This window comes from Rhizobium sp. SRDI943 (assembly GCF_057653695.1).
The window spans coordinates 77,634-99,616 of record NZ_JBYGKN010000004.1 but is presented as its reverse complement, the minus strand read 5'-3'; the positions used below and the strand labels follow the sequence as shown (position 1 = coordinate 99,616).

The 21,983-nt window shown below is 57.7% G+C and carries 23 protein-coding genes and 4 pseudogenes; 17 read left to right on the top strand and 10 right to left on the bottom strand.

Features of this window, described 5'->3' with window-relative positions; translation table 11 throughout:
* The first annotated feature begins 8 nt into the window (after nt 1–8).
* Nucleotides 9–140 (top strand): hypothetical protein, encoded by a 132-nt coding sequence (locus AC245Y_RS33585; RefSeq protein ID WP_017997374.1) that lies wholly within the window; start codon nt 9–11, stop codon nt 138–140.
* Nucleotides 141–271: 131 nt separating this feature from the next.
* On the opposite strand, the gene AC245Y_RS33580 is transcribed toward AC245Y_RS33585, so the two are convergent.
* The 5 genes from AC245Y_RS33580 to AC245Y_RS33560 all read right to left on the bottom strand — a co-directional run bounded on the left by AC245Y_RS33580 (nt 272) and on the right by AC245Y_RS33560 (nt 3,600).
* The gene (locus AC245Y_RS33580; protein WP_003555420.1) at nt 272–688 is read right to left on the bottom strand and encodes a response regulator; all 417 of its coding nucleotides are present in this window, start codon (nt 686–688) and stop codon (nt 272–274) included.
* 750 nt (nt 689–1,438) lie between these two features.
* On the bottom strand, nt 1,439–1,702 hold the full coding sequence (locus tag AC245Y_RS33575; RefSeq protein ID WP_003555419.1) for a hypothetical protein: 264 nt from the start codon (nt 1,700–1,702) through the stop codon (nt 1,439–1,441).
* Nucleotides 1,689–2,087, bottom strand: a complete 399-nt coding sequence (locus AC245Y_RS33570; RefSeq protein WP_003555418.1) for an alpha-amylase family glycosyl hydrolase — start codon at nt 2,085–2,087, stop codon at nt 1,689–1,691. The genes AC245Y_RS33575 and AC245Y_RS33570 overlap by 14 nt, the downstream gene beginning before the upstream one ends.
* A gap of 91 nt (nt 2,088–2,178) precedes the next feature.
* Entirely contained in the window at nt 2,179–2,472 is a 294-nt protein-coding gene (locus tag AC245Y_RS33565) for a DUF4267 domain-containing protein (protein ID WP_017997376.1), read from the bottom strand.
* Nucleotides 2,473–2,613: 141 nt separating this feature from the next.
* On the bottom strand, nt 2,614–3,600 hold the full coding sequence (locus AC245Y_RS33560; RefSeq protein WP_012760447.1) for an SIR2 family protein: 987 nt from the start codon (nt 3,598–3,600) through the stop codon (nt 2,614–2,616).
* Between the two features lie 318 nt (nt 3,601–3,918).
* On the opposite strand from AC245Y_RS33560, the gene AC245Y_RS33555 reads away from it, so the two are divergent.
* Nucleotides 3,919–4,926 (top strand): SDR family oxidoreductase, encoded by a 1,008-nt coding sequence (locus AC245Y_RS33555; protein WP_012760448.1) that lies wholly within the window; start codon nt 3,919–3,921, stop codon nt 4,924–4,926.
* Nucleotides 4,927–5,196: 270 nt separating this feature from the next.
* Here AC245Y_RS33555 and AC245Y_RS33550 read toward each other — a convergent pair whose 3' ends face one another.
* Complete coding sequence (locus tag AC245Y_RS33550; protein WP_003555413.1) at nt 5,197–5,391, bottom strand: hypothetical protein; 195 nt, start codon at nt 5,389–5,391, stop codon at nt 5,197–5,199.
* A gap of 345 nt (nt 5,392–5,736) precedes the next feature.
* Here AC245Y_RS33550 and AC245Y_RS33545 point away from each other — a divergent pair, with 345 nt between their 5' ends.
* The 3 genes from AC245Y_RS33545 to AC245Y_RS33535 are packed head-to-tail and all read left to right on the top strand — an operon-like array spanning nt 5,737 to nt 6,341.
* Nucleotides 5,737–5,952, top strand: coding sequence for a hypothetical protein (locus AC245Y_RS33545; RefSeq protein ID WP_003555412.1), 216 nt, complete (start codon nt 5,737–5,739; stop codon nt 5,950–5,952).
* Between the two features lie 9 nt (nt 5,953–5,961).
* Entirely contained in the window at nt 5,962–6,141 is a 180-nt protein-coding gene (locus AC245Y_RS33540; protein ID WP_003555411.1) for a hypothetical protein, read from the top strand.
* An 11-nt stretch (nt 6,142–6,152) separates the two neighbouring features.
* Nucleotides 6,153–6,341 carry a hypothetical protein gene (locus AC245Y_RS33535; RefSeq protein WP_080635504.1) on the top strand — a complete coding sequence of 63 codons (189 nt, stop codon included), beginning with the start codon at nt 6,153–6,155 and terminating at the stop codon, nt 6,339–6,341.
* 417 nt (nt 6,342–6,758) lie between these two features.
* Here the strand turns inward: AC245Y_RS33535 and AC245Y_RS33530 are convergent, their stop codons facing one another.
* Entirely contained in the window at nt 6,759–7,073 is a 315-nt protein-coding gene (locus AC245Y_RS33530) for a DUF6894 family protein (protein WP_409934801.1), read from the bottom strand.
* A 504-nt stretch (nt 7,074–7,577) separates the two neighbouring features.
* On the opposite strand from AC245Y_RS33530, the gene AC245Y_RS33525 reads away from it, so the two are divergent.
* The 4 genes and pseudogenes from AC245Y_RS33525 (at nt 7,578) to AC245Y_RS33510 (ending at nt 10,368) form a co-directional block, all read left to right on the top strand.
* On the top strand, nt 7,578–7,826 hold the full coding sequence (locus tag AC245Y_RS33525; protein WP_003555407.1) for a hypothetical protein: 249 nt from the start codon (nt 7,578–7,580) through the stop codon (nt 7,824–7,826).
* A 368-nt stretch (nt 7,827–8,194) separates the two neighbouring features.
* Nucleotides 8,195–8,443: a hypothetical protein gene (locus AC245Y_RS33520; protein WP_017997379.1), complete on the top strand. Its 249-nt coding sequence runs from the start codon at nt 8,195–8,197 to the stop codon at nt 8,441–8,443.
* Nucleotides 8,444–8,752: 309 nt separating this feature from the next.
* Nucleotides 8,753–9,563: pseudogene (locus AC245Y_RS33515) on the top strand (mechanosensitive ion channel family protein).
* 349 nt (nt 9,564–9,912) lie between these two features.
* A complete protein-coding gene (locus AC245Y_RS33510; RefSeq protein WP_012760451.1) occupies nt 9,913–10,368 on the top strand; it encodes a hypothetical protein in 456 nt (151 codons plus the stop codon).
* Between the two features lie 152 nt (nt 10,369–10,520).
* On the opposite strand, the gene AC245Y_RS33505 is transcribed toward AC245Y_RS33510, so the two are convergent.
* Nucleotides 10,521–10,724 (bottom strand): hypothetical protein, encoded by a 204-nt coding sequence (locus tag AC245Y_RS33505; RefSeq protein ID WP_003555403.1) that lies wholly within the window; start codon nt 10,722–10,724, stop codon nt 10,521–10,523.
* A 382-nt stretch (nt 10,725–11,106) separates the two neighbouring features.
* On the opposite strand from AC245Y_RS33505, the gene AC245Y_RS33500 reads away from it, so the two are divergent.
* The 6 genes from AC245Y_RS33500 to AC245Y_RS33475 all read left to right on the top strand — a co-directional run bounded on the left by AC245Y_RS33500 (nt 11,107) and on the right by AC245Y_RS33475 (nt 18,538).
* Nucleotides 11,107–12,561, top strand: coding sequence for a UbiA family prenyltransferase (locus tag AC245Y_RS33500; protein WP_017997382.1), 1,455 nt, complete (start codon nt 11,107–11,109; stop codon nt 12,559–12,561).
* A 10-nt stretch (nt 12,562–12,571) separates the two neighbouring features.
* Nucleotides 12,572–13,003 carry a GtrA family protein gene (locus AC245Y_RS33495; RefSeq protein ID WP_003555401.1) on the top strand — a complete coding sequence of 144 codons (432 nt, stop codon included), beginning with the start codon at nt 12,572–12,574 and terminating at the stop codon, nt 13,001–13,003.
* Nucleotides 13,004–13,010: 7 nt separating this feature from the next.
* On the top strand, nt 13,011–14,333 hold the full coding sequence (locus AC245Y_RS33490; protein WP_026157722.1) for an FAD-binding oxidoreductase: 1,323 nt from the start codon (nt 13,011–13,013) through the stop codon (nt 14,331–14,333).
* Complete coding sequence (locus AC245Y_RS33485) at nt 14,330–15,079, top strand: SDR family oxidoreductase (RefSeq protein WP_003555398.1); 750 nt, start codon at nt 14,330–14,332, stop codon at nt 15,077–15,079. Before AC245Y_RS33490 ends, AC245Y_RS33485 begins: the two co-directional genes overlap by 4 nt.
* A 103-nt stretch (nt 15,080–15,182) precedes the next feature.
* Nucleotides 15,183–16,742, top strand: a complete 1,560-nt coding sequence (locus AC245Y_RS33480) for a hypothetical protein (RefSeq protein WP_003555396.1) — start codon at nt 15,183–15,185, stop codon at nt 16,740–16,742.
* Nucleotides 16,739–18,538 carry a hypothetical protein gene (locus AC245Y_RS33475; RefSeq protein WP_017997384.1) on the top strand — a complete coding sequence of 600 codons (1,800 nt, stop codon included), beginning with the start codon at nt 16,739–16,741 and terminating at the stop codon, nt 18,536–18,538. Before AC245Y_RS33480 ends, AC245Y_RS33475 begins: the two co-directional genes overlap by 4 nt.
* 671 nt (nt 18,539–19,209) lie before the next feature.
* Here AC245Y_RS33475 and AC245Y_RS33470 read toward each other — a convergent pair.
* Together AC245Y_RS33470 and AC245Y_RS33465 are read right to left on the bottom strand one after the other, a co-directional pair.
* Nucleotides 19,210–19,564, bottom strand: a pseudogene (locus AC245Y_RS33470) (DNA polymerase Y family protein); the annotation flags it as partial.
* 84 nt (nt 19,565–19,648) lie between these two features.
* Nucleotides 19,649–19,774, bottom strand: a pseudogene (locus AC245Y_RS33465) (damage-inducible mutagenesis protein); the annotation flags it as partial.
* Between the two features lie 257 nt (nt 19,775–20,031).
* Here AC245Y_RS33465 and AC245Y_RS33460 point away from each other — a divergent pair.
* Nucleotides 20,032–20,649 carry an NADH-quinone oxidoreductase subunit C gene (locus AC245Y_RS33460; protein ID WP_003555392.1) on the top strand — a complete coding sequence of 206 codons (618 nt, stop codon included), beginning with the start codon at nt 20,032–20,034 and terminating at the stop codon, nt 20,647–20,649.
* A 26-nt stretch (nt 20,650–20,675) separates the two neighbouring features.
* Nucleotides 20,676–21,850, top strand: a pseudogene (locus tag AC245Y_RS33455) (NADH-quinone oxidoreductase subunit D).
* Nucleotides 21,851–21,983 lie beyond the last annotated feature (133 nt).

The following is a 21,983-nucleotide window of genomic DNA, read 5'->3' as shown; positions in this document are numbered from 1 at the left end:
AAATCGGGATGAAGACGTTCGATTACTCCCGGAAGTCGATCGGTGCGCGTTGGGGCCGGGGCTACCAGGACGGAACACGGCTGATCGTGCTCTCGATCAGATGCCGCCACGGCGAAATCGGCTGGACATCTACAAGCTGACCACAAAAAAACACTTGAAAAACCTGCTGTAAGTCGTTCCGCAGCGCCTCGAGGCCGTCGCCAGCAACGCAGGCTATGCCGGCACAGCCGCCTTGGTCTAACTACGACTCAACTGTCGCGACTAGCCACAATCAAGCCGCGTGACGTGTATTCAGATCGCGGCAGCCAAGCCCGCCTTTGTCGCGCCGTTGTTCGAGGCACCGACCGATTGCCCGGATTAGTTCGTCAGGTCGTGCCGGTTTGCAAACCCATTCTCCATTGAGCAACACCTGATGGCTCTCCTGCGTCACCTTCCGACGAGCCGTATGGACCACAAAGGGAATGCCGTGCTCGACGAGGTGGCTCGCAATGTCCGTGCTTTCGCCGTCGAGCAAGAATATATCGAGGATCACAAGATCAGGCATGTAAATCCCTAGCCAGTCAGTTGCGGCGCTGCACGACGTGAGATGTACGATGTCTTTCGCACCGGCGCCCAGCAAAGTCTGTTGGATGTCGAGCGCGATCAAAGCTTCGTCCTCTAACAGCAACACCGTCGGCAAAAGCGTCATTTTCAGCTCCTTCTGTGCAAGCGCCACAGTTATACACCGTCCTGGCGACCTCGTCCGGCATTGTCGGAATTCGCACCGTGCGATCCCTCGCGCTATGAAGCTGGGTGAAAGCAGAGAATGTATCAGGCTTCGCCTACCTCGCGCCACCCGTGTCAACTTGATCACCTTGAACAGTCCAAGCGGGGAAACAGGCCGCCATTCGCTGACTTCGAAATCGCCTCGGCCCTCGATCCATCGCAAAAGACGCTGAGACCAAAATGTCGCACTCCAGCAGATCCGCTCGAACGCCGGAGCGATTGCTCGCTCTATCGCTCCCTGCACACGAACGGCAGCACCAAAACGCCGAAGCTCGCGGGTGAGAAATCAAGCTTTTGCGCGTCACCCACCTGCAGGACGACATGTTCAAGCCGGTGATCCTGTATTCTTTGGCGTGCTTTGGCGAGCATGTGAGACCGGTCACCTGCAGGTGCGCCGGGTATTGAAGCAGCAACAGCCGGGGCCCGACTCCCACCTCGAGAACGCGTCCCTCTTGCGCTGGCATCAGCTCGACGATTGCGCGGTGGGCGGGGCGGAGAACGCCGCCATGGATCTAATCGTAGCCCAAAAGCATAGGGGGCACGTCTTTGTCGTTCGGCTGCTCCAAGACAGCCCGGCGAAGATCGAACAAGCATTATCTGGTATCCTCGCAGGGCATCTGCAGGCACGCGCATTATCACCGGTGACGGCGACTTCATGAAGGGCAAACAAACGTCACTCACGTTCGACAAACTTGTTGAAGCGGCTCGTCTTCCCGTCCTTTGTCTTGTCCTGGTAAAGGAAGCTCAGCTTGTTCTCCTCGAAGATCTTGAAGAACTCCTCCCAACTGACCTCCTCGAAATCCGCTTCCTTTTCGCCGAAATCGATCCGAAGGACGCCACCCTTTCCGCCAGTACGAACAACGGAGGGCCGACCGTCGCGCGCTTCTGCCCATTTTTGAATGGTGCCGTGATCGTTTGTCGTGTCAGAGCTGCTCATTGCTTTCTCCAAGTGGGTTCTCATTTATGTCAACGCGAACTTTGATCGCGCCTGGAGGTTCCTGCCTGTCTTCAATCTTCTTCACTTTAGCTGAACGAGAATGACTTTTTAGGCCATGGGCGTGAGCTTCACTGATCAGCGCATCGAAATCCTGCATGCTGCCGAAGACAGGATCGACGGAGCGGAAGTCGCTGACATCATAACCGCTATCGAGGAGCGGCGACCTGTAGGTCGGCCCTGGCCATATCGCGTCTATGCCGAGCCAGGGGAGGTAATCCAAGCGCCGGATGATACCTTGAATGTCCCCCTCTCCATCGCCGTCGCTGTCCTGGAATGATCGAGGGAAAGTCCGGTAGATCGCGGCACGTTGCCACCATTCGATCATGCTTGGGGAACCTCAAATATCGTGCTGCCGAACGTCACTTTTGTCGTTGCTGTTCCTGTACGACATCGTACTATGATCAAGCGTCTGGGGGTCAGGCAACGCGGCTTCTCCACGCAGCAAGCGCCAGTAGCGACACCACGCTCCCGACATGAGGGAGAAGCGAAAGCAGCCCGCCACCCGCGAGCCAGACAAGAACAAGATCGCCGCAGGGAATGACGCTGATTGCAGCGATCGACATGGTTGTGCCGGCAATCGAAAAATAAGGACCAACCACCAAGCAGAGGCCGATGACAATATCGCGAATTGCGATTGCGCGGATGTATGTAGCACTGGCACCGGATGAATTGCTCGTCGCAAATAGAGGCGCGGCCAATTCGGGCGTCATGATGATACGATTCCCAGACCGCCGCACCCGACCAGACGCACCGCGGTCTTCCACATCCGGCTCGCCCTCAAGTGCTGACCTCATGAAGAACCGATGCGATGGGGAACGCTATCGCGGCGAGATCGATTTCCAGCTCGCCAATCATGTTTTCGAAGCCTCATCGAAAGCCGCGACAGATGTTCCTTGCAACGAAGAGGCTGTCGTCGAACAGGAACGAGGTTCATCGGAGACCAGTTTGTCGGATTTCGTTTGTCGCGAGGCTCGGCTGAAAGTCAAAGCGTCCGCTGATCCACAGGACGCCCTCTGAGCCGCAAGAGAGTTTTTCAACTCCTGTAGAAACAGCAAAAGAGACTCTTCAGCGTTTCCACCCCTTCCTTCGATCACTGTAACGCCCCATCGGTCAAGAACATGCTTCTGCACATCGTCGGCGTCGTGCATCACGATGTAGAGTGGGGGTCGGGCCCGCTCCTGGCCGGTATCGCGCCACGTCTTCCATAACCGGTGGAGCAGGAAGCGGATGTTCAGATCCGTCATGCTGTAGCCGACGAAAAGAAGCGTCGAGGCAAATGCGTCACCCCTGAACTTTATGTCCATCGGAGCGTCGAATGACAGCCGGTCGAAATAATCGGATTCAGTGATGACGAGACCCTCGGGATTGGAAAAGTCCCCGTGGAACTTGATGATCTGCGTGAGGCCCGGCAAAGCTGCGGCCAGATCCGCGGCCCCCGTTATCTTAACGTATGGTTTGCCGAACGCCTCATAGGCCGCTTCAAGATTAGCATCGTAGTTGGTGGTGTAAATAAACGGGAAATCGGCATCCACTATCAGGCGGTGCAGATGCGATTTCCGCAGACAATCAGGATCGACTCGCCACTCTTGGCTCATCCACTCGACGAGCGGACAAATCGAGCCATGCTTGAGACGATAGAACTCCGCAATCTCCTGGTACGAGCTTCGATGACAATCGTTGGTCGAACAGTCAATTCCAAGGTCTGACTGGATATGAGCAATCAGGCTTTCCCATGATGGAAGACCAACGCTCATGGAAACCCCGGCTCCAACGAATAGGATCGCCTGCCGTCTCGCCACCGCATCTGTCAGTGATCGAATTGCCTCTTGGTACTGCATGCATCCTCCTCGGCAGCCGAACCAAGCCAGGTAACAGCCGTTCCAGTACGATAACGCACGCAGCCGCGGTCTTTAGCTCGCGACGTTGTGGCTTTGATTGGCTCCGGCGACGTCTCGCCATCGAACGGGAACGAGCACAGTGAGGGACAAGGTAGTCGCCATCCCGACGAATTCGCGGAGTGGCACTACACATTTTTCTTCCGGATGATCGGCCAATGGAAGACCTTCGGCAGCGCGTAGTCGAAGATCGGAACCACAGCCCGGCGACAGGGTTCTTGGAAACAGTCGAATACTGTAAAATAAGTGGGAGCCAAAAGCGTGCAGGATCTTCGCGGATCATCGGTCGTCATCACCGGCGCATCGAGCGGGATTGGTCGTGCGACAGCGCTCGCCTTCGCCAGACGTGGCGCTCGTGTCTGCCTTGCAGCGCGCCGCGCAGATGTCTTGCAGCAAGTGGCTCGCGAATGTCAGTCGCTGGGTGTTCAAGCAATCGTAGTACCGATGGATGTCACGGATGCTGACGCAGTGGCAGCGCTGGCCGATGCCGCCGAAGTCGCGTTCGGCGGGATTGACGTGTGGATCAACAATGCTGGCACTGGCGTCGCAGGCTCATACCACGACGCGCCACTCGAACTGCATCGCAAGACGATCGAGGTAAATCTGCTTGGCGCGATGTCCGGTGCTTACGCCGTGTTGCCGATCTTCATGCGACAGAACCGAGGAACCCTGATCAATGTCGTCTCCATGGCAGCGTGGGTGCCGAACCCCTTTGCCGCGTCCTACACGGCCAGCAAATTCGGGCTGAGAGGTTTTGCCGCCAGCCTGAGACAGGAGCTGGTAGGCATGCCCCACATTCATGTCTGCGGAGTATTTCCCGCCGTCATCGACACGCCGATTATCGAGCACGGTGCGAACTACACTGGCCATGCTTTGGAGCCGCCCCCTTTCCTGTACGATCCTGAGGATGTGGCCGAGGCCATCGTCGGCGTTGCTCTTATACCGCGCGACGAGGTCGCCGTTGGGTGGCCGGCCCGTGCCGGTCAGGTGGCCTATACGGTTGCACGCGGTCCCGTCGAGCGTCTCGTCGGCGCCACTGCTGCAGCGATCCGGAAGAAAGCCAAACCAGTGCCTAACACCGACGGCAGCGTGATGTCACCAAATGCTGCTGGAACCGGGACCAGCGGCGGCTGGCGCGTGAGAAAGCGTGTGCCGTCTGCAAAAACGATCACAGCTGTCGCCATCGCCTTGACCGGAGCCGTTCTCATCTATGGCCTGAATGGGCACCGGCACCGCCATCGGGTGCGGTGGCGCGATCCGGAACCTTGACGGGCTTTGTGCGAAGGAGGGACAGCACCACACTATTGACGGCCTGCAGTCCCTCCAATCCCTTCATAAGATCGATCTCACCACTTTGGCTGATGGCGCCCCATCCCGGGGTGATGTCGATCACCGAATCCCGAAAGGGGATATGCCACGACCATCCAGTCACCCGCCAAAGCAGCCGAACGTCCAACGGTCGACAGTATTCACGGTCCAATTCAAGCTGCGCTGACCTGCAACGAGTGGAAGAAGCCGGCTTCAGGAATGTAAGCTGCGTCAGCCATCCTTCGGCTTTCTGAGCTTCGAGACGAAGGTGCTCGACTGGCCTTTGGAAACCAGCACGTCTCCTTGGACGCACGCCCGGCTCATGTCGACGTCCTCCAGGTTGAGCGACCGCTGATCCTCCGGCTCTATCTTGGCCACCATCGGTGCTGCCAATGGCTTGCTTCCGTTATCCGCTTTGTTTGACATGTGTTGCCTCCTGTGACCCGCGAACCGAGCAGCATTGGTCAAGTTCCATCTGCAGCGGACTATGCCAATGATTTTTTAGTTTGTCGTCCGCTGGCGGCACGTCGTGGATCCAGGTTTGGGTCGGCTCAATGAGCCGAGGCTTAAACCACCAAGGGGTGCTTTCGGCAATCACCGGCTCCTCGACATGAGGACCACTATTCCAGCACATCCGTCTCGAAGCTTCGTGCGGCAAAATCGGTTGAGCCCTTCGAAGTAAGCTCTGATTTCCAATAATCACTCCGTCGGGAACTTCAGGAGCCTTTCGTTGTTGAGAGCCCACGAAGCAAGCCAAGAAGGAGGAGCTTCATGCCCAATGCGGATCGAAAGCACATCGGCGCCGGCGCCAAAGGCAAAGGTGACGGGTCAGGCGCAATGACTGATCTCGACCCGGACACTCTGCCGCCCAACATGGTCCTGTCCAACAGAGACAAGGCGCAGCACTCACGCGAGCGCGGTCTCGATGGCAAAACCGTGCAGACAGAGCAGTATCAAGACCATGCCGCCAACAGAGAGCCAGATTAGGAGGATATCATGAGCAGCAAAGTGCCGCCGACGCCGGAGGCCAACCGTTCCGACAAGGGTTCCGGCGAAACTTCCCACGCGGATAATGACGGCAGGCTGGTAGCTGCCGCCAAGAACCCAGACAAGGTCGGACAGCAAGGCAACAGCAAGGTCAACACGACCCATCAGGGTTACCAGCAGGATCGATAAAGCGAGGAGCCATGTCGACATCATCGAAGCATCCATCCACAGTTCGTCAGGGCGGCCCTGGTGCGTCGCACGAAAGCAGCAGAGCGCCGCTGGAGGTAAAAAAGCCCCCGGCGGTATCGGATAACAAAGCGCGAAGCGACGTATCGGGAGGAGGTGGCGAACGCGACAGCCACCATACTCATGATGATGCGCGCAAATGAAGGGGCTGGCGGCATGTCCCGTCCCGCCCACACTCTTCCTTCCTGGGCTGTGGACCAAGCACTAGGCATTGTTCGCCGGCACGGCTTCGTGCTCGTCAACGCAACAACTGAGGAAGGACGGACAGAAGCGGCCGCAGGACTGGTGCTTGCCATTGCAAAAGCCCTCAGCAAATTCGCGTCGCCTGCTGACAGTTACGTTGACGGAGAGTGATTGCGGGAAGTGCGTTCAGTGGTAGCCTTGCGAATAAAAAACTTCGTGAGCAGGGGCCGGAAGCCAAAATGCGAACTTATTGGCTGCAAAGATGAAGGATAGAAATGTCGAACGCTCACGCACTGGAGATGCCACAGTTCCAAACAACGCCGTCAATCCATCCATCTTTGAACGGTGGAGAGCTAAGCCCGGCTTCCGCGAGGGCGCTATTCCAGGCCGACAGCCGACCGGAAAGGAACGGTTGCGACCAGCGAGCCTTCTTCGGTCATGATCTCGAAAGTCGCTCCGTCTGCCGGATCGCCCCTCCGGATCCCCTCCGCCACTATTTCACGAGCGGCCGCGACCGCTTCCTCCCGTGCCTGTTCAGGCGAAGCCAAGTCGATGCCTTCTAAATCTTCCTCGAAGACATCGTTCCGGCGGATGTGGAAAAAATACTTCGGCATGGTTTGCTCCACCAACGAGAATCCCACCGAACCTCTCGATAGCAAAGTTGTTCCACCCGGGCTGTCGATCGACCACATTCAAACCTAGCCGCATGAGACTCAGAAAAAAGCCCCGCGTAAAAGGCGGGGCTAGTTGGGGAAGTTTGGAGGAGTAGGCCGCGTAAAAGGAAACGGATGCGTGGCCCATCGGCCTTACTCTCGGCGGCCACTCTTGTTCCTTCGTCGGCAGATTTAAAACAGGAGGCCGCGCAGAGCGTTACCGAAGGCATTGGATGGAAACACCAAACAACCCTGCCTCCGCGCGGCCAATCCCCTGGGAGGGTGGATCGCGGAGAGTGCAAAGGGCGTTGTGCAAGTAAACATGGCTTCCCCTCCCGCGATCCGCCTTTCTAACCGGGCGCGTGCGATACCGGTTCCTGCGCGGTTCCGTACAAATCGTTGGAGAAGCGGATCGCGGTGACTTGGCGGAGGCTCGCGGCAACCGTGCGCCACCGTACTGATGGTTGTCCTTGGGAGGTTAATGCAGTACCAGATTTCCTATCGCGGTCCGGGCGAATTGTTGCGACGCTCAAGGAGCATGAGATGACGGACTTCAATCTCTCACTTCAGATGGACGACGTAAACGTGCTTTCCGATGCCGTCCAGACTTGGTACCGGCACAATCACGCTGCGCCGACGGAACAATCAATGCAGCTGCTTTGCAGCGCGGCGGTCGACCTCTATAATGAAGGACATAGGACGCGCGAGGAACTGGTCACGCTACTGATCATGAAGTTTGATAGCCTTCACTCGCTGCAGGTAAACGCGCCATCGTCCGCGTCTCATCATTGACAGTGATATCGGCCATCGATGCGGAACGCCGGCTTTCGTCAATAGGTCATGAGCCCGTCGTTCCTCCGTTTCGGTTCCACTTCTTGGCGAACCCTTCCTTGAACCGCGTCTTACCGATCTCTCCACCCGAACGGCAGATATTGACTAGCAGCCGGTGCGTTTGGTCTTGCCCACCGCGCCGCCGAGGTGAAATCCCTTTTCAGCCAAAGCTGTTTCAGCCTAGGTTTTGCAATCAGCGCCAGTTTCCGTTCCTTCATACACCTCCTTCCAACAATATGTCGGGAACATCCCCAGCACAAAGTGGTTAAGCGAGACATTCTCTGTGGCACAGGCTGTGGGAGCGAGCGATTGCAATCGTACAAGGAACAATGAGGTACCTGGTGCTCGGACTGCTCATCGCGGTCAGCGGTTGTTCACTGACAGACCCGCAGCGGCCAATGCCAGGCAGTCTGACCTACGGCAAGGTGGTCTACTCCCGGTATAAGCCAGGAACGATCGTGAAGAACACCTTCCTCGATCAATTCGGCTACCGGGTCTTTGAGCGATATCAGGTTCAGCCAGATGGCACTCTCAAACTCACTTATCAGGTCACGGGCCCAGATTTTCTGTGGGACTGATTCAGGCGACCGCAGTACTGCCGCTGCTTTTCGCGCTCCTCGATGCCTGAAAGGACATCTTCCGAAAGCAGTGAACCCCAGTTCAGAAGTTCTCGAAACGGGTGAGGAAAATGGGGAGCAAAGATCGAAGAGCGTGATAACGCCGAAGAGCACGATTTCTATCAGATTCTCGAGGCCGAGCTGACCAACAAGACGACGGTTCTTGCCGAGGACGCACCTGCCGTCATTCCTTCAGACATCTCGCTCGCTTCGCTTGTGACGATCGTCGCTGCGGAACCCAACTGTAATTCATCCGAGTGTCGAAACAGCATGGAAAACCAAACGACTGATGCCATTCTCAAAACCCCGACTGCTCTTGCTCAAATCGGCACCTTAGCAGTTCATTACGGCCTTTCGCTCGCCGGGGCCGTTGTTCTCCTCGTGGGGGGGGTGGATTTTGTCGAGCTTCGTCAGCAGGTGGGCCTACAAGGGCTTGTCCCGGATCCACGGCATTGACGAGATGCTTGCTCGCTTCTTCGAAAATGTGTTGCACTATGGTCTGTTGGTCCTGGTCTTCGTCATGGTCCTTGGACAGTTTGGCGTTCAGACCGCATCGATTGTCGCAGCCCTGGGTGCAGCCGGCCTGGCAATCGGACTTGCTTTGCAAGGAACATTGCAGAATATCGCCGCCGGCATCATGCTTTTGGTGCTTCGGCCGTTTCGGACTGGGGAATACATCGAGACGTCCAGCGTCAAGGGCAAAATTGTTGAAGTTGGCTTGTTTGCGACTGAACTGAGAACGGCGAACGGACTATACTTGATGGCTCCGAATTCGAACCTCTGGAACACGCCGATCCTCAATCACAGCCGCGAACCGGACCGGCTACAGGAGCTTTCCATCGCCATCGGCAATGATGTCGATGTAGGGTCTGTCAAAAAAATCATCCTCGATATCGTCTCAGCCGATCATCGCGTCAAACAAAATCCCTCGCCTCGCGTTCTTTCCGATGACCTGACGGCCGACAAGACGACGCTCAAGATCGAGTACTGGACTTCGACCAGCGAGTGGACGGATACCCGGTACGACCTCATCGACAGGTTGAAAGACGGGTTCGCTGAAAAAGGGATTCCTATCAAGTAGGAGATCATTGTGACGAGTACTTGTCATCGCTTCGTCGCGTCCTGACGCGCCCTTAACTTCCGAACCTCGGTGCCTTGCGTCAACCGTGCCAGTTGCGAAGCGCCCGTGCCCGTGGAGCAGCGGCGTTCCGTCGTCAGCGCGTCCGAGAGCGTTGATAAGTCGTTCTCAAGCGCTCGGAGGCGCACTCGACTGTTGCAGCCTACCGGATCGAGGAGCCGCCCTTGGAACCTTTGCCGACCTTTATTGTTAGCGGCATCTGCAGGCATATGCCTTCTTTTGAAGGGTTACCAGGAGTAGGAGTAGGGCCGACAATCGAGAAGGTTCACCCAAATGGCAGCTGTCATCCTATGTGGCCGCTGGCATCATTGTCGGCCTCATCGTCACCGCGGGGCTCGATCTCGATCCGGAGATTGAGTGGGGGGTGACGGGCGGCATCAACATCAAGCCAACTCGGAGGACCGCGATGACCAAGAAAGATGGCAAGACCGCTGCCGAGGTGCGCGGTCGAATCCAATCAGGAGACAGTGGAGACATCAGGTCGGGATTTGACCCCGCAGCCGCACCCCTCGAAACAGATGCTGAGGCCGCCGGTCAGCCGATGAGCCACGAAGAAATCGAAACGGCGCTTCATACCCAGAGCAGGGGAGCGGCCGATCGCCAGCGCGACTACGATGTCGCCATGCGTGAACCGGGGAGTGCAGAGACCACACCCCAGACGACGCGCTCTAACCCTCTGCGCATCTTCATCGCCACACTGGCTCTTGTTGCGCTGGCGGTTGCGATCGCGAGCTGGATTTACACCTGACAAGCTAGGTGTAGGATTGCCGAAGCCGCGCAGTTTCAAAGACTGCGCAGGCCATCCCACTGACATGAGCCCCAAGCTTGACAAAACGGTAGGCAAAGATCTTACGCCAAGCGGAGCCTCTGGCAATTAAAAGCCGCTCAACCGTATCGTCACTACTGCGCGACCAGAACGGCTCCCATCATGATTGCGCAGAGGAGTCCAAGGATGTTCAAGCCGAGCGTGACGAACTCGCTGATCTGCTGACGGTGGGGATGGCATTGCTCCGCATTTCCGAAGACTGCAATAGCCCCGCCAATCATCCAGCAGGTCAGTGTCAATGTCCCAAAAACAAGAGCCAAGTTCATCGCTTCGATCATCCGGTCCTTTGTATGGGGCACAAAACCGGTACATGACCGTTTTGTTCCCGCCGTCGAAACTCCGTCCGGTAGAGTACGTCGCTCAGCGCAACCTGCTCGTGACATGGCAACGAGCAGGTGCTCGCTTGATTATTGATCATTTTTTAGCGCAGGAATATCCGCTGCCTGCTGGAAAGTGGAGGTGCGGGAACGTCGTGCAAGCCGTCACGACGCCTCTTTTGGGACGCCATGGAACTAAGCGGCGTGGCCGTTGTTCGGCGATTTCCACCGAGCCAAGGTAAAAAAGGGAAATCCTTTGAGCGAATTGCGCCAGGAGTTTGAACTTCGAAGAGATTCTCCGCCGACGGGCCAGGAAAACGAGTGGATTTTGCCTCGTCGAACGATGTCATCGGTGGGTGGCTCTTCGACACCGCAAAGTTCGGATTCGTCGCGGCCGCTGGTCATCGACCTCGACGGCACCTTGGTTCGATCCGACCTTCTGATCGAGACCGCCTTTTCTGAACTCAGGCGCCGCCCCTTTTCCATCGTTGACCTTGTCCTCGCAACGTGCAGGGGAAAGGCATGCCTCAAGCACCGTCTTTCCATACCGGCGGATTTCGATCCGGCTATCCTGCCCTTTGATCCCGAAGTTCTGAACTTGATCCATACGGCGCGGCATGAGGGACGTCAGGTCTATCTCGCATCCGCGACTCACGAGCGCCTTGTCTCGCGCATTTCCGACCATTTAGGTGTCTTCAACGGCTGGTTTGCAACCGACGAGATGACAAACTGCGCCGCCGAGGTGAAGGCGGAAAAGCTCGTCGCGGCCTTTAGCGATGGCGGCTTCGACTATGTCGGCAACGACGCGGCAGATCTGCCTGTATGGCGTCATGCCGGAAAAGCGTACGCAATTCGGTCGTCCGCCAGGGTTGCTCGGCGATTGTCGCGCCAATGCGACAATGTCGAACATCTTGCGCACGACAGACCGACCTGGCGGACTTGGGCGCGGTTGCTGCGGGCGCATCAATACGTCAAGAACGGGCTCGTCTTTATCCCGTTGCTGACAAATCAGCTCTTCGACGTCCATAGTCTCGCCAATGCCGCTCTGGCTTTGATCGCCTTTTCGCTTTGCGCGTCGAGCGTCTATGTGCTGAACGACCTGGTCGACCTTCAGGACGACCGCGGACATCGCAGCAAATGCCGCAGACCGCTCGCTTGTGGCGAGATCCCGCTCTCACACGCGCTCATGGCAATCCCCGTTCTCCTTCTGCTGTCGTTTATGGTCGCCCTGACGATTACACCCGCCTTCATTTTGGTGCTCGCCGGATACTTTGCGTTGACCACCGCCTATTCGTTCGTTCTGAAGCGGAAGATGATCCTGGATGTCGTGACCCTTGCCGCTCTTTACACCGCACGCGTGGTAGGAGGGTCGGCGGCGATCTCTGTTTGGCCTTCTCCTTGGCTGCTCGCCTTCATGATGAGCTGGTTCCTATCGCTTGCACTCGTCAAGCGTTACACTGAGCTCATTTCGCGCCGAGCCGCGAACCTACCCGACTCCAAGAGCCGCGACTACAAGAATGGTGACATCGGCATGGTCGGCGCGTTGGCGGCCGGGGCCGGTATGAACGCGCTCACATTGTATGCGCTCTACGCTGCAAGCGACAGCGTGCAGGATCTCTACACTCGGCCAGGGATTTTATGGCTGGCTGGACCAATCCTGGCTTGTTGGATTGCCCGCATCCTGTTGCTGGCCCATAGGGGACTGATGCATGACGATCCGGTCGTATTTGCGATCAAAGACAAGGTGAGTCTTGCGACTCTGGGCGTTGCCAGCGCCTTTGTTGTCGCCGCACTGTGAGGTGAGCAAGATGCGTTCCCATTATGGGGGTGAAGGAATCCCGCCCCGGATCGCAGTTCGCTATGTCGTGTTCGCGATCGTCTCGACTTTGGCAAATTTTGCGATTCAGGCGGCTGTCGTGAAGATCTACCCGTCGCAAAGCCTCGCGCCGTCAATGCTCGCGGGCACTGCGGCTGGATTCGGGCTTAAGTACTTCCTCGACAAAAGGTGGATCTTCTTTGACCGATACGAATCGCACGGCGACGAATTGCTCAAGATCGTCCTTTACGGCCTGTTCAGCGTCGTGACGACAATCATATTCTGGGGATTCGAAATCGTCTTCTGGATAGTGTGGAGAACGGATGTTGCGAAGTATGCCGGCGGCGCGATCGGTCTGGCGATCGGTTACGTCTCAAAATTCGCGCTGGACCGAAAATTCGTTTTCAAGTTGGAGGGGGCGTGACAGACCGATGGAGGGATGGGGACGTTATCCACGCCATAAAAGTGAAGTGATTGATTGCAGGCTGCCGGAGACGCTGCCTGGACTGGTGTCATCGCGCGCGGGTCTGATTGCTCGCGGCAACGGCCGCTCGTATGGAGATGCCGCTGTCGGTGAGCATCTCACTTTGACCTTCGGCGGATTGAACCGGATGAAAAGCTTCGATCAGGTGACTGCCTCCCTGACCGTCGAAGGTGGCGTCATGCTGTCAGAGATTCTCAGGTCGTTCATCCCCCGGGGCTATTTCCCCCCAGTGGTGCCAGGAACGAAGTTCGTCACGGTTGGAGGAATGATCGCATCCGATGTGCACGGGAAGAACCATCATCGCGACGGTGGCTTTGGAGAGCACCTTAGCGAAATCAAGCTGGTTGTTGCCGGTGGCGAGATCCTTACCTGCAGCAGAACCCAGAATTCCGAGCTTTTTTTCGCAACGGTCGGTGGTATGGGCCTGACGGGCATCATCGCTGAAGCTACTTTTACGCTGAGGCCCATCACTACCGGGTGGATTGTCCAAAACCAAGTCGTGACGGAAAACCTTGGCGATACGCTGAAAGCCTTGAAGCAGACAGATGACGCGGCCTATTCCGTCGCCTGGGTCGATTGCCTTTCGCGGGGCGCTTCGCTCGGCCGCTCGCTGATCTTTGTCGGAGAGCACGCCATCGAAAACGACATCGCTCAAATGCCAAAGGCAGCGCTATTGCCTCACATCAAGGCAGCCCGTTTTTCACTGCCGGTCGATCTGCCTGGTTGGGCGCTCAACAAAGCGAGTGTTTCTGCATTCAACGAACTTTACTATCAGGCGGGTGCCCGCAAAGCAGGCCGAGCCTCGTTGGTCGACTGGAACAGCTACTTCTTCCCGCTTGATGGTCTGCTCGAATGGAATCGCCTCTACGGCAAGCGCGGCTTTCTGCAGCATCAGTGCGTGGTGCCTGACGAAAACGCACTTGCGGTTCTGAGCAGTATGCTCGATCGTTTCGCTCGTTCTGGGAAAGCCTCGTTCCTGGCCGTTCTGAAAAGGCTGAGGGGTGGCGCAGGCCTTCTGTCATTTCCGGCGCCAGGGTATACCCTCGCGCTCGACCTGCCGGTCGCGCCCGACGTGTTCCAGCTGTTAGACGAAATTGACAAGCTGGTTGTCGCGGCGGGAGGACGGCTCTATCTCGCCAAGGATGCGAGGCAATCCCGCCACACATTCGAAGCCGGTTACCCCCAACTGCAGGCGTTCAAGGAGGTGCGACGAACAACGGGGGCTGACCGACACTTTAGTTCCCAGCTGGGAAAAAGGCTTGGAATATGAAAGCCATCGGCAAGACATTGCTCCTGATTGGCGCGACGTCGGATATTGGTCGTGCGACTGCCCTGGTCTATGCCGAGGCGGGCTGGGACGTTCATTTGGTCGGACGCAGGCGTGAGCTTGTTCAACGCGAGGCCGATGACATCGTCACGCGCACCGGCGCCTCCGTCGCAGCCCATGAACTGGATATTCTTGATACCGGCCGCTTCGAAGAGTTCCTGAGCACCGTGTCGCCATTGCCTGACACGGCCATTTGTGTCGTCGGCGAACTCGGCGAGCAGGCCCGCGCCGAAAGGGAACTCGAACACGCCGCTATGGTGATGCGGACGAATTTCGAAGGACCGGCTTTGATGCTCGGCCTCCTGGCAAGCCGGTTTGCCGCGCGTGGGTCCGGCACCATCGTCGGCATAAGTTCGGTCGCCGGCGACCGCGGGAGAGGATCAAACTATGTGTATGGCGCCGCGAAAGCTGGCCTAACGGCGTTCTTGTCCGGTCTCAGGAACAGACTATTCACAGCCGGGGTACGCGTCCTCACCATTAAACCCGGTTTTGTCCGAACGGGGATGACTGATGGAATGAAGCTTCCACCAATGCTTACGGCCGAGCCTGCAGAGGTCGCTCAAAGGATTTTCGCCGTTGCCGATGGCAGCAAGGGAGGGGACGTCGTCTATGTCAGACGGATTTGGTATCCACTCATGGCGATAATCCGAGGCGTCCCGGAACCGATCTTCAAAAGGTTGCGGCTGTGATCGAAGCCGGCGGAACAAGAGGTAGATTGCGCTGTCCGTCTTGTCGGTTTTTTCCGCGCTTCGATGCGGATCGAGACCTGCACCCGGGAAGGATGGGGTCTAGATGAAGCGCCGCCTTTTTTCCGCACAAGTTGCGCTCCTGGTGGTCGCGGTTATTTGTTCCGCGATGCTTGCCCTTCCTGGACGGACCATTAACACCGCTTTCATCAACGACGTTTTGGTATTCATTGATGGAGCGCATCGTATTGCTGTTGGGCAGGTGCCAAACCGTGATTTTCACACGGCGCTCGGACCATTGGTCTTCTATATCCCTGCCCTTGGCTACTTCCTGTCCGGAAATTTCGGCGCCGCGATACCGATAGGAATGGCGCTCCTGATCGTCGCGTTCATGCCTGCGATGATCCGTGTCCTTCTTTCGCGCCTCAGCTCGCCGTTAGCCATCGCCTTGGGCATATTCCTGATTCTTATTCTCGCTGTCCCTATCAATCTCGGAAGTCCGGTCCGGCTTCTTTCTTTCGCGATGTTCTACAATCGCATCGGCTGGGTCGCTCTCGGGCTCATCCTGGTTTTGTACCTGAAGCCGAGATCCGACGCCGCGCGCAACGACGTTGCAGACATTCTCGCGACGGCTTTTCTTCTACTTGTCCAATTCTACACGAAAGCAACCTACGGACTCTGCGGCGTGGCCTTTTTGATCTTCTTGTTGTTGGACCGGCAGCAACGTTCCTGGATCCTGCTCAGTCTGCTCCTGACCGTACTGGCAATGATCGTAATCGAGTTCTTCTGGCGCGGCACGCTTCATCATATAGAGGATCTGCGGGCCGCCGCACGGGTCAGCGGTGATCACGACGTTCGCAGCATACTGAAAAATGTCCGTGAGAATCTGTCGGATCTGGTGGTTTTCACGGTGTTTGCGCTGGTTGCCTTCTGGCACATCCGCAGCCTTCGAGACCTCCTCTACAGTGGCTTCTGCGTGGGTGCCGGATTGGCAATCATCAACCAGAACGCCCACAGCTGGGGTATCATCACCCTCTATTGCGGAGCGGCCGTCGTCGTGGAAAAGGCACGGCGCTTTCAATCTGTCGATCCAAGCGCGCAAATGGAGAAGCCTGCTCGTCTTGCCGCTGCACTACCGCTGCTTCTGATCTTCTTTCTGTTGCCGCCCATCGTCCATCATGGAGAGGCGATCGCTCTCCACACGGCTCTTGCGGCGGAGAATGTGGGCAAGCCCCTTGGCCCTCCGCTTTTTGAGGACGTCCGGGAAATCGACCCGCCCGGTGGCGAGCCTGATTTCATACAGCGCTACCTCGATAGTATCGAAAGTGGGGGGGCCCTACTTCAGGCCCTGCCGATTCCGCTCGAACGGGTGTTCGTGCTCGATTTCGTCAACCCCTTTTCAGCGGGTCTCGGGATACGTCCTCCCACAGGTGACACTGCGTGGTTCCACTGGAACCGCAACATCAATGAGAAGGCTTACATCCCACCAGAAGCACTGTTCGCCGACGTGAAGATTGTGATGGTGCCGAAGACTGGCATCAATAGCCTGCCTTTGCAGGAGCTGTATGGCCCCTTCATTTCGAAGAATTACGACATGGTGCAGAAAACGCCGGAATGGACGATTTACCAGCGACCACAGACCGCGTTGGAAAGCGAGGCGCGATGACCCAGGCAGTGAGGTCGATGCCGGAGCAGGAAGGCGCATCGCCACGGGCGGGCCGCCAAACCGTCTGGTGGACCGCCATCGTCCCATTTGCTCTGGTGCTTTCAGCTCTTCTCGCTCTGCCCAGCCAGACGATCACCTCCAAATACGTCAACGATCTGTTTGTTTTTCTCGGTGGTGCGCATCGCATCTGGTCGGGACAAGTTCCGAACGTGGATTTCCATACGTCGCTTGGAGCGCTCACCTTCTATATTCCCGCTGTCGGCTATGGCCTTTCGGGAAGTATGGGCGGTGCGATGCCAGTGGGAATGGCCATAGTCACCCTCCTGTTCGCGGCCGTTGCCGCGGCGATCCTCGGCAGCCGCATGCACAAGGCGCTCGGTTTGCCGTTGGCAGCTTTTCTGCTTTTGCTCGTCGCGGCTCCTGCCAATCCTGGAGAACGGATCGGCGATCTCACATTTGCGATGTTCTACAATCGGCTGGGCTGGTCTTCGCTCGGTCTTCTTTTGGTCATGTACCTGCCCCGCCTAACCAGCGCTGGGAGCAAGGCCGTGGATGCCGCCTGTGCAAGCTTCCTCGTATTGTTCATGCTCTACACGAAGATCACCTATAGCGTTGTAGAGCTCGCATTTCTGGTCTTCCTGGCAACCGACCGACGTCAAATCGGCTGGACGGCGCTGGCGTTCGGGATGATCGCGATAAGCGTCATTGCCATCGAACTTTTCTGGCGCGGCAGCCTCAATTACCTCGCCGATCTGCGCCTTGCGGGCGAGAATAGTGGCGGGCTGCCGGCCCTCGGCGCTCTGGGGTACGTTTTCCTGAACAATTTCGCTGACCTCACTGTCTACGCGATTGCCGCCGGCATCTTTCTTGTCCTCGCACCAAGCTACCGCCGTCTTTTTTTTATCGGTTTTTGCGTCTTAACCGGTGTGCTGCTGATTGAACAAAACTTTCAACGCGCGGGCATCCTGACGCTGGGGCCGAGCGCTGCTGTCATCACTCAATCTCTTTTGAATGGCGAGCTTTCCCGACTGCACCGGAAGGCTCGCCTCGTCCTATCGCTTCTGCTGGCATTTCTGCTTGTGCCAGCGGCGATAAGCAATGCCTCGGCTGTCGCCATTCATGCCCGTTACGCCATCGCCGGGCAGGGCGAGCCTATGCCGCTGCCGGAATTCTCGAGAATTCGGCTCGTCGAGACATGGAGTATTGGTCAGTACGACTACTTTGTGCAGTATAATCGCACTCTGGCTGAGGCGTCGGACGTGCTGTCCCAGTTGGGCGCTCGCCAAGCGACTGTCGCCGTATTGGACTTCGTCAATCCCTTCTCGGCCGGCTTGGCGCTTCCGCCGCCTATTGGCGACAGCGTCTGGTATCACTGGGGACGGACGCTCGGTCCCGAATACCATCCACCCGCGGAGGAGATGTTCGCACACGTCGACCTGATCCTCGATCCCAAGTGGCCCATCGAAATCTGGACGGCGAATGGCATGCGCGACATTTTTGCTCACTATATCGCCCGCCATTACGACAAAGTGCGGGAAACAACGAATTGGCGCATCTACCGCAGGAACACTGGACAGCGCATGGCCTTGCGCGCTCAGCAGCGGTCAGGCCGCCGGATGACTGGGAGAATCTTATTGCTCTTGCCTGTTCAGGAGCAACGGATATGGCTCGACACTTCTTCAATGCTCATGACGGCATTCTATTCGGATACGCCCAGAGCACCCGGCCTCCACAGCGCCCGCAGCGAGGCCGAAAGATGGCGCGCAATCGGCGTCTCTGCGCTCCCATACAAATGACTGGTGAAAGGACACACAGTCCTAGTTCGCCGAAGCGATCCGCGAGTCCCGACAGTTGGGCTTCCGCGGGATCTTGATGCTCTCGTTCTCCGCCGCCTGTTTCGCCGCCTCCGGATAACCGTTGGTCTTGGGTAGATCCTTGCGGCGCGAGCGAATCTCCTTCGTCAGCTCCACACCGTTTGCCGCCTGGCATCATCTGCATGGTAATGATTCGCCGCCAACGGCTGCCCTATCCATTGCCCTCGCGGCGGCCGCCCGATTTACGCGCAGCGGAAGCGTTTCATACAGGAGATCAATGGTCTCGACGACGTCTTGATCTCCTGGACGAATGGCCGCAAAACAACCGCGACATCGTCTACGAGGTGATGTTGGACGCATGCAGGAAGGCAGCAAGCGGCCAACTTCCGGCTCAGGCTGTCGCAGACAATTTTCGCCGGTTCCTAAAGAAGCGCGGCATACTTGCCGACATCAAAGACGCCCCATCGCATCTGCGCCCAGCCCGAGACCGGAGTTTCTCCGGCGTGTAGCTGTTTAGGGCGCAAGCGGACGTTTGGGCTTCTAGCCACCAGCTTTGGTGATTTCTGCCACTGGCGGCTGCTTGCGCGTGTGGTTTAGACAGGTCCGATGAAACAATTCGCTCCGAAGTTTGCGAGCTGCAGAATCAAACAAGAGGGAATTTCATGAAGCCGTCGTATCACCCGATACACAAGCTGGCTTCGGCTGCCGTAAATATCGATCAGCGGCGTAACGTCGGTAACATCCTCCTCGACCAGCGATGACGATCCCTGGCGCTCCTCCAGCGGCTCGGTCATCGCCGCGAACAGGGTCAGCTTCCGATCCCGATCCCGGGCTCGATCTTCTCCACAAAACAGCTTCGTCAGCCACGCGACATCGCGCACTGGCTTCACCGTGCTGGACGGATCGCCGGCCGCGTACCGTCGACCTCTTCGAAATCAGGTGCGCTCGGCGGACGCCAAGGCCGCGCCTCTGCAGCTCTTCGATCAGTTGCAGGACCAGCCGGCCGACACATGGCGATCTTCGCCACCATGGCGAATTCGCCGCCCTGCAGGTGATCGGCACCCTCTGTGTCCATGACGATCCCATCGACCGCTCCCCCGAAGGCATGACACTCACCCGCCACCGCGTGGTCGACGCCGTCGGCTGCGCGACATCAGCAGCCTCCGCCTGCCGTCGCCAGCGTCGCACGGCAAGCACCATGGTGCCGGTTCGGTCCGCCGACCTCATGATGCTCTTGTTCAGTAGTCAGAGCCAAGCCAACCTTGACTGCCAGCGGTCAATCTCGGCCCTCTATTTCCGGCCATCGCGAGGTCTCATAAGTCCAGCAATAGCTACCCTACCCTCTGCTGACGGCCAGCCGAGGGTGCGGCGCCCTCGACGTAAGACGAACCCGCCGCCACCGAATTCTCGCCGAAGCGGGAACCCAACGGGCGCTTGTGGGTTCGACTGCCTTCAACGCGCGCATGGAGCCACCTTTGAGCGGAAATCTTCCCGAACTCGCATCATACCTTGTCAACAAGGTGCCGCAGGCAATCTCGGACCATCAGTTCAAGCTGGGAGAACTTACGCTACACACCGGCCGGGAGCACATCATTGAGCTGCTAGGTTTCCTGAGGAACGATGAAAACTGCCGCTTCGTCTGCCTACTCGACATCTGTGGCGTCGACTGGCCGGGCCGGGCCGAGCGTTTCGATGTTGTCTATCATCTGCTATCTCCGACGCAAAACCTGAGGCTTCGGGTTAAGCTCGAGACCGACGAAGAATCAGCGGTGCCATCGGCCTGCGAGCTCTTTCCGTGCGCGGACTGGTATGAGCGCGAGGCTTGGGACATGTACGGGATCCTCTTCACCGGCCATCCGGACCTGCGCCGAATTCTGACGGATTACGGCTTCGAAGGACACCCGCTGCGCAAGGATTTCCCGCTGACCGGGTTCGTCGAAGTTCGTTACGACGACGCTGCGAAACGCGTGATTTATGAGCCGGTGGAACTCAAGCAGGAATATCGGCACTTCGATTTCCTCTCCCCGTGGGAAGGAACCGATTACGTCCTCCCAGGCGACGAGAAATCAGCTGCCGACCCATCCAAGCAGTAAAGGCGGTGATCCAGGGAGAATACCAAGTGGCAGAGCACGATGTACGAAACTTCCACCTCAATTTCGGCCCGCAGCATCCCGCCGCACACGGCGTATTGCGGCTGGTACTGGAACTCAACGGGGAGATCGTGGAGCGCATCGACCCCCATATTGGTCTTCTACATCGCGGCACCGAGAAGCTCATCGAGAAGAAGACATATCTTCAGGCGCTGCCCTATTTTGACCGGCTTGATTATGTCGCGCCGATGAGCCAGGAGCACGCATATTGCTTAGCGATCGAAAAGATGCTCGGCCTTGAGGTGCCTTATCGCGCGCAGCTAATCCGCGTGCTCTACGCCGAGATCAGCCGCATTCTCTCTCATCTGCTGAATGTCACCACTCAAGCGATGGACGTTGGGGCGTTGACGCCGCCCCTTTGGGGTTTCGAAGAGCGTGAGAAGTTGATGGTCTTTTATGAGCGCGCCTCCGGCTCTCGCATGCATGCCGCCTATTTCAGGCCGGGCGGGGTTCACCAGGATCTCCCGCCGAAGTTGGTTGCAGACATTGGCGAGTGGTGCCGGAAATTTCCGCAGGTTATTGAAGATATCGGCGGCCTTCTCACCGACAACCGGATCTTCAAGCAGCGCAACGTGGACGTCGGCCTCATTTCACTTGAAGATGCCTGGGCCTGGGGCTTTTCCGGTGTGCTGATCCGGGGTTCGGGGGCTGCGTGGGATCTTCGACGAGCCAATCCATACGAGTGCTATTCCGACCTCGAATTCGATATTCCGATCGGCAAGAACGGAGATTGCTACGACCGTTATCTCATCCGTATGCAGGAAATGCGGGAATCGGTGCGGATCATGAGCCAGTGCGCAGACCTGCTGCTCGGAAGCGCGTCCACCGGCCCCGTGAACTCGAACGACGGCAAGGTCGTGCCTCCTAAGCGCGGCGATATGAAGCGGTCGATGGAGGCGCTCATCCACCACTTCAAGCTCTACACCGAAGGTTTCCGAGTGCCGAAGGGGGAGGCCTATGCGGCCGTGGAGGCGGCGTCTATCTTGTCGCCGATGGCACGAATGCGCCATATCGCTGCAAGATCAGGGCACCCGGTTTTACCCATCTGCAGGCAATGGATTTCATGTGCCGCGGCCATCAGCTTGCCGACGTCTCCGCCGTTCTCGGCTCCCTCGACATCGTCTTCGGCGAAGTCGATCGCTGATTAACGAGCGGCAACGCTGTCAGCCGCGGCGCGCGTCTGCGATGTACATCTACGAACCAGGCTACTGAGAAGGCTCGTCGGCAGGCGATTGACCCTTCTTTCAAGCATGCGGTGCGCGCGGCAATCCGAGATT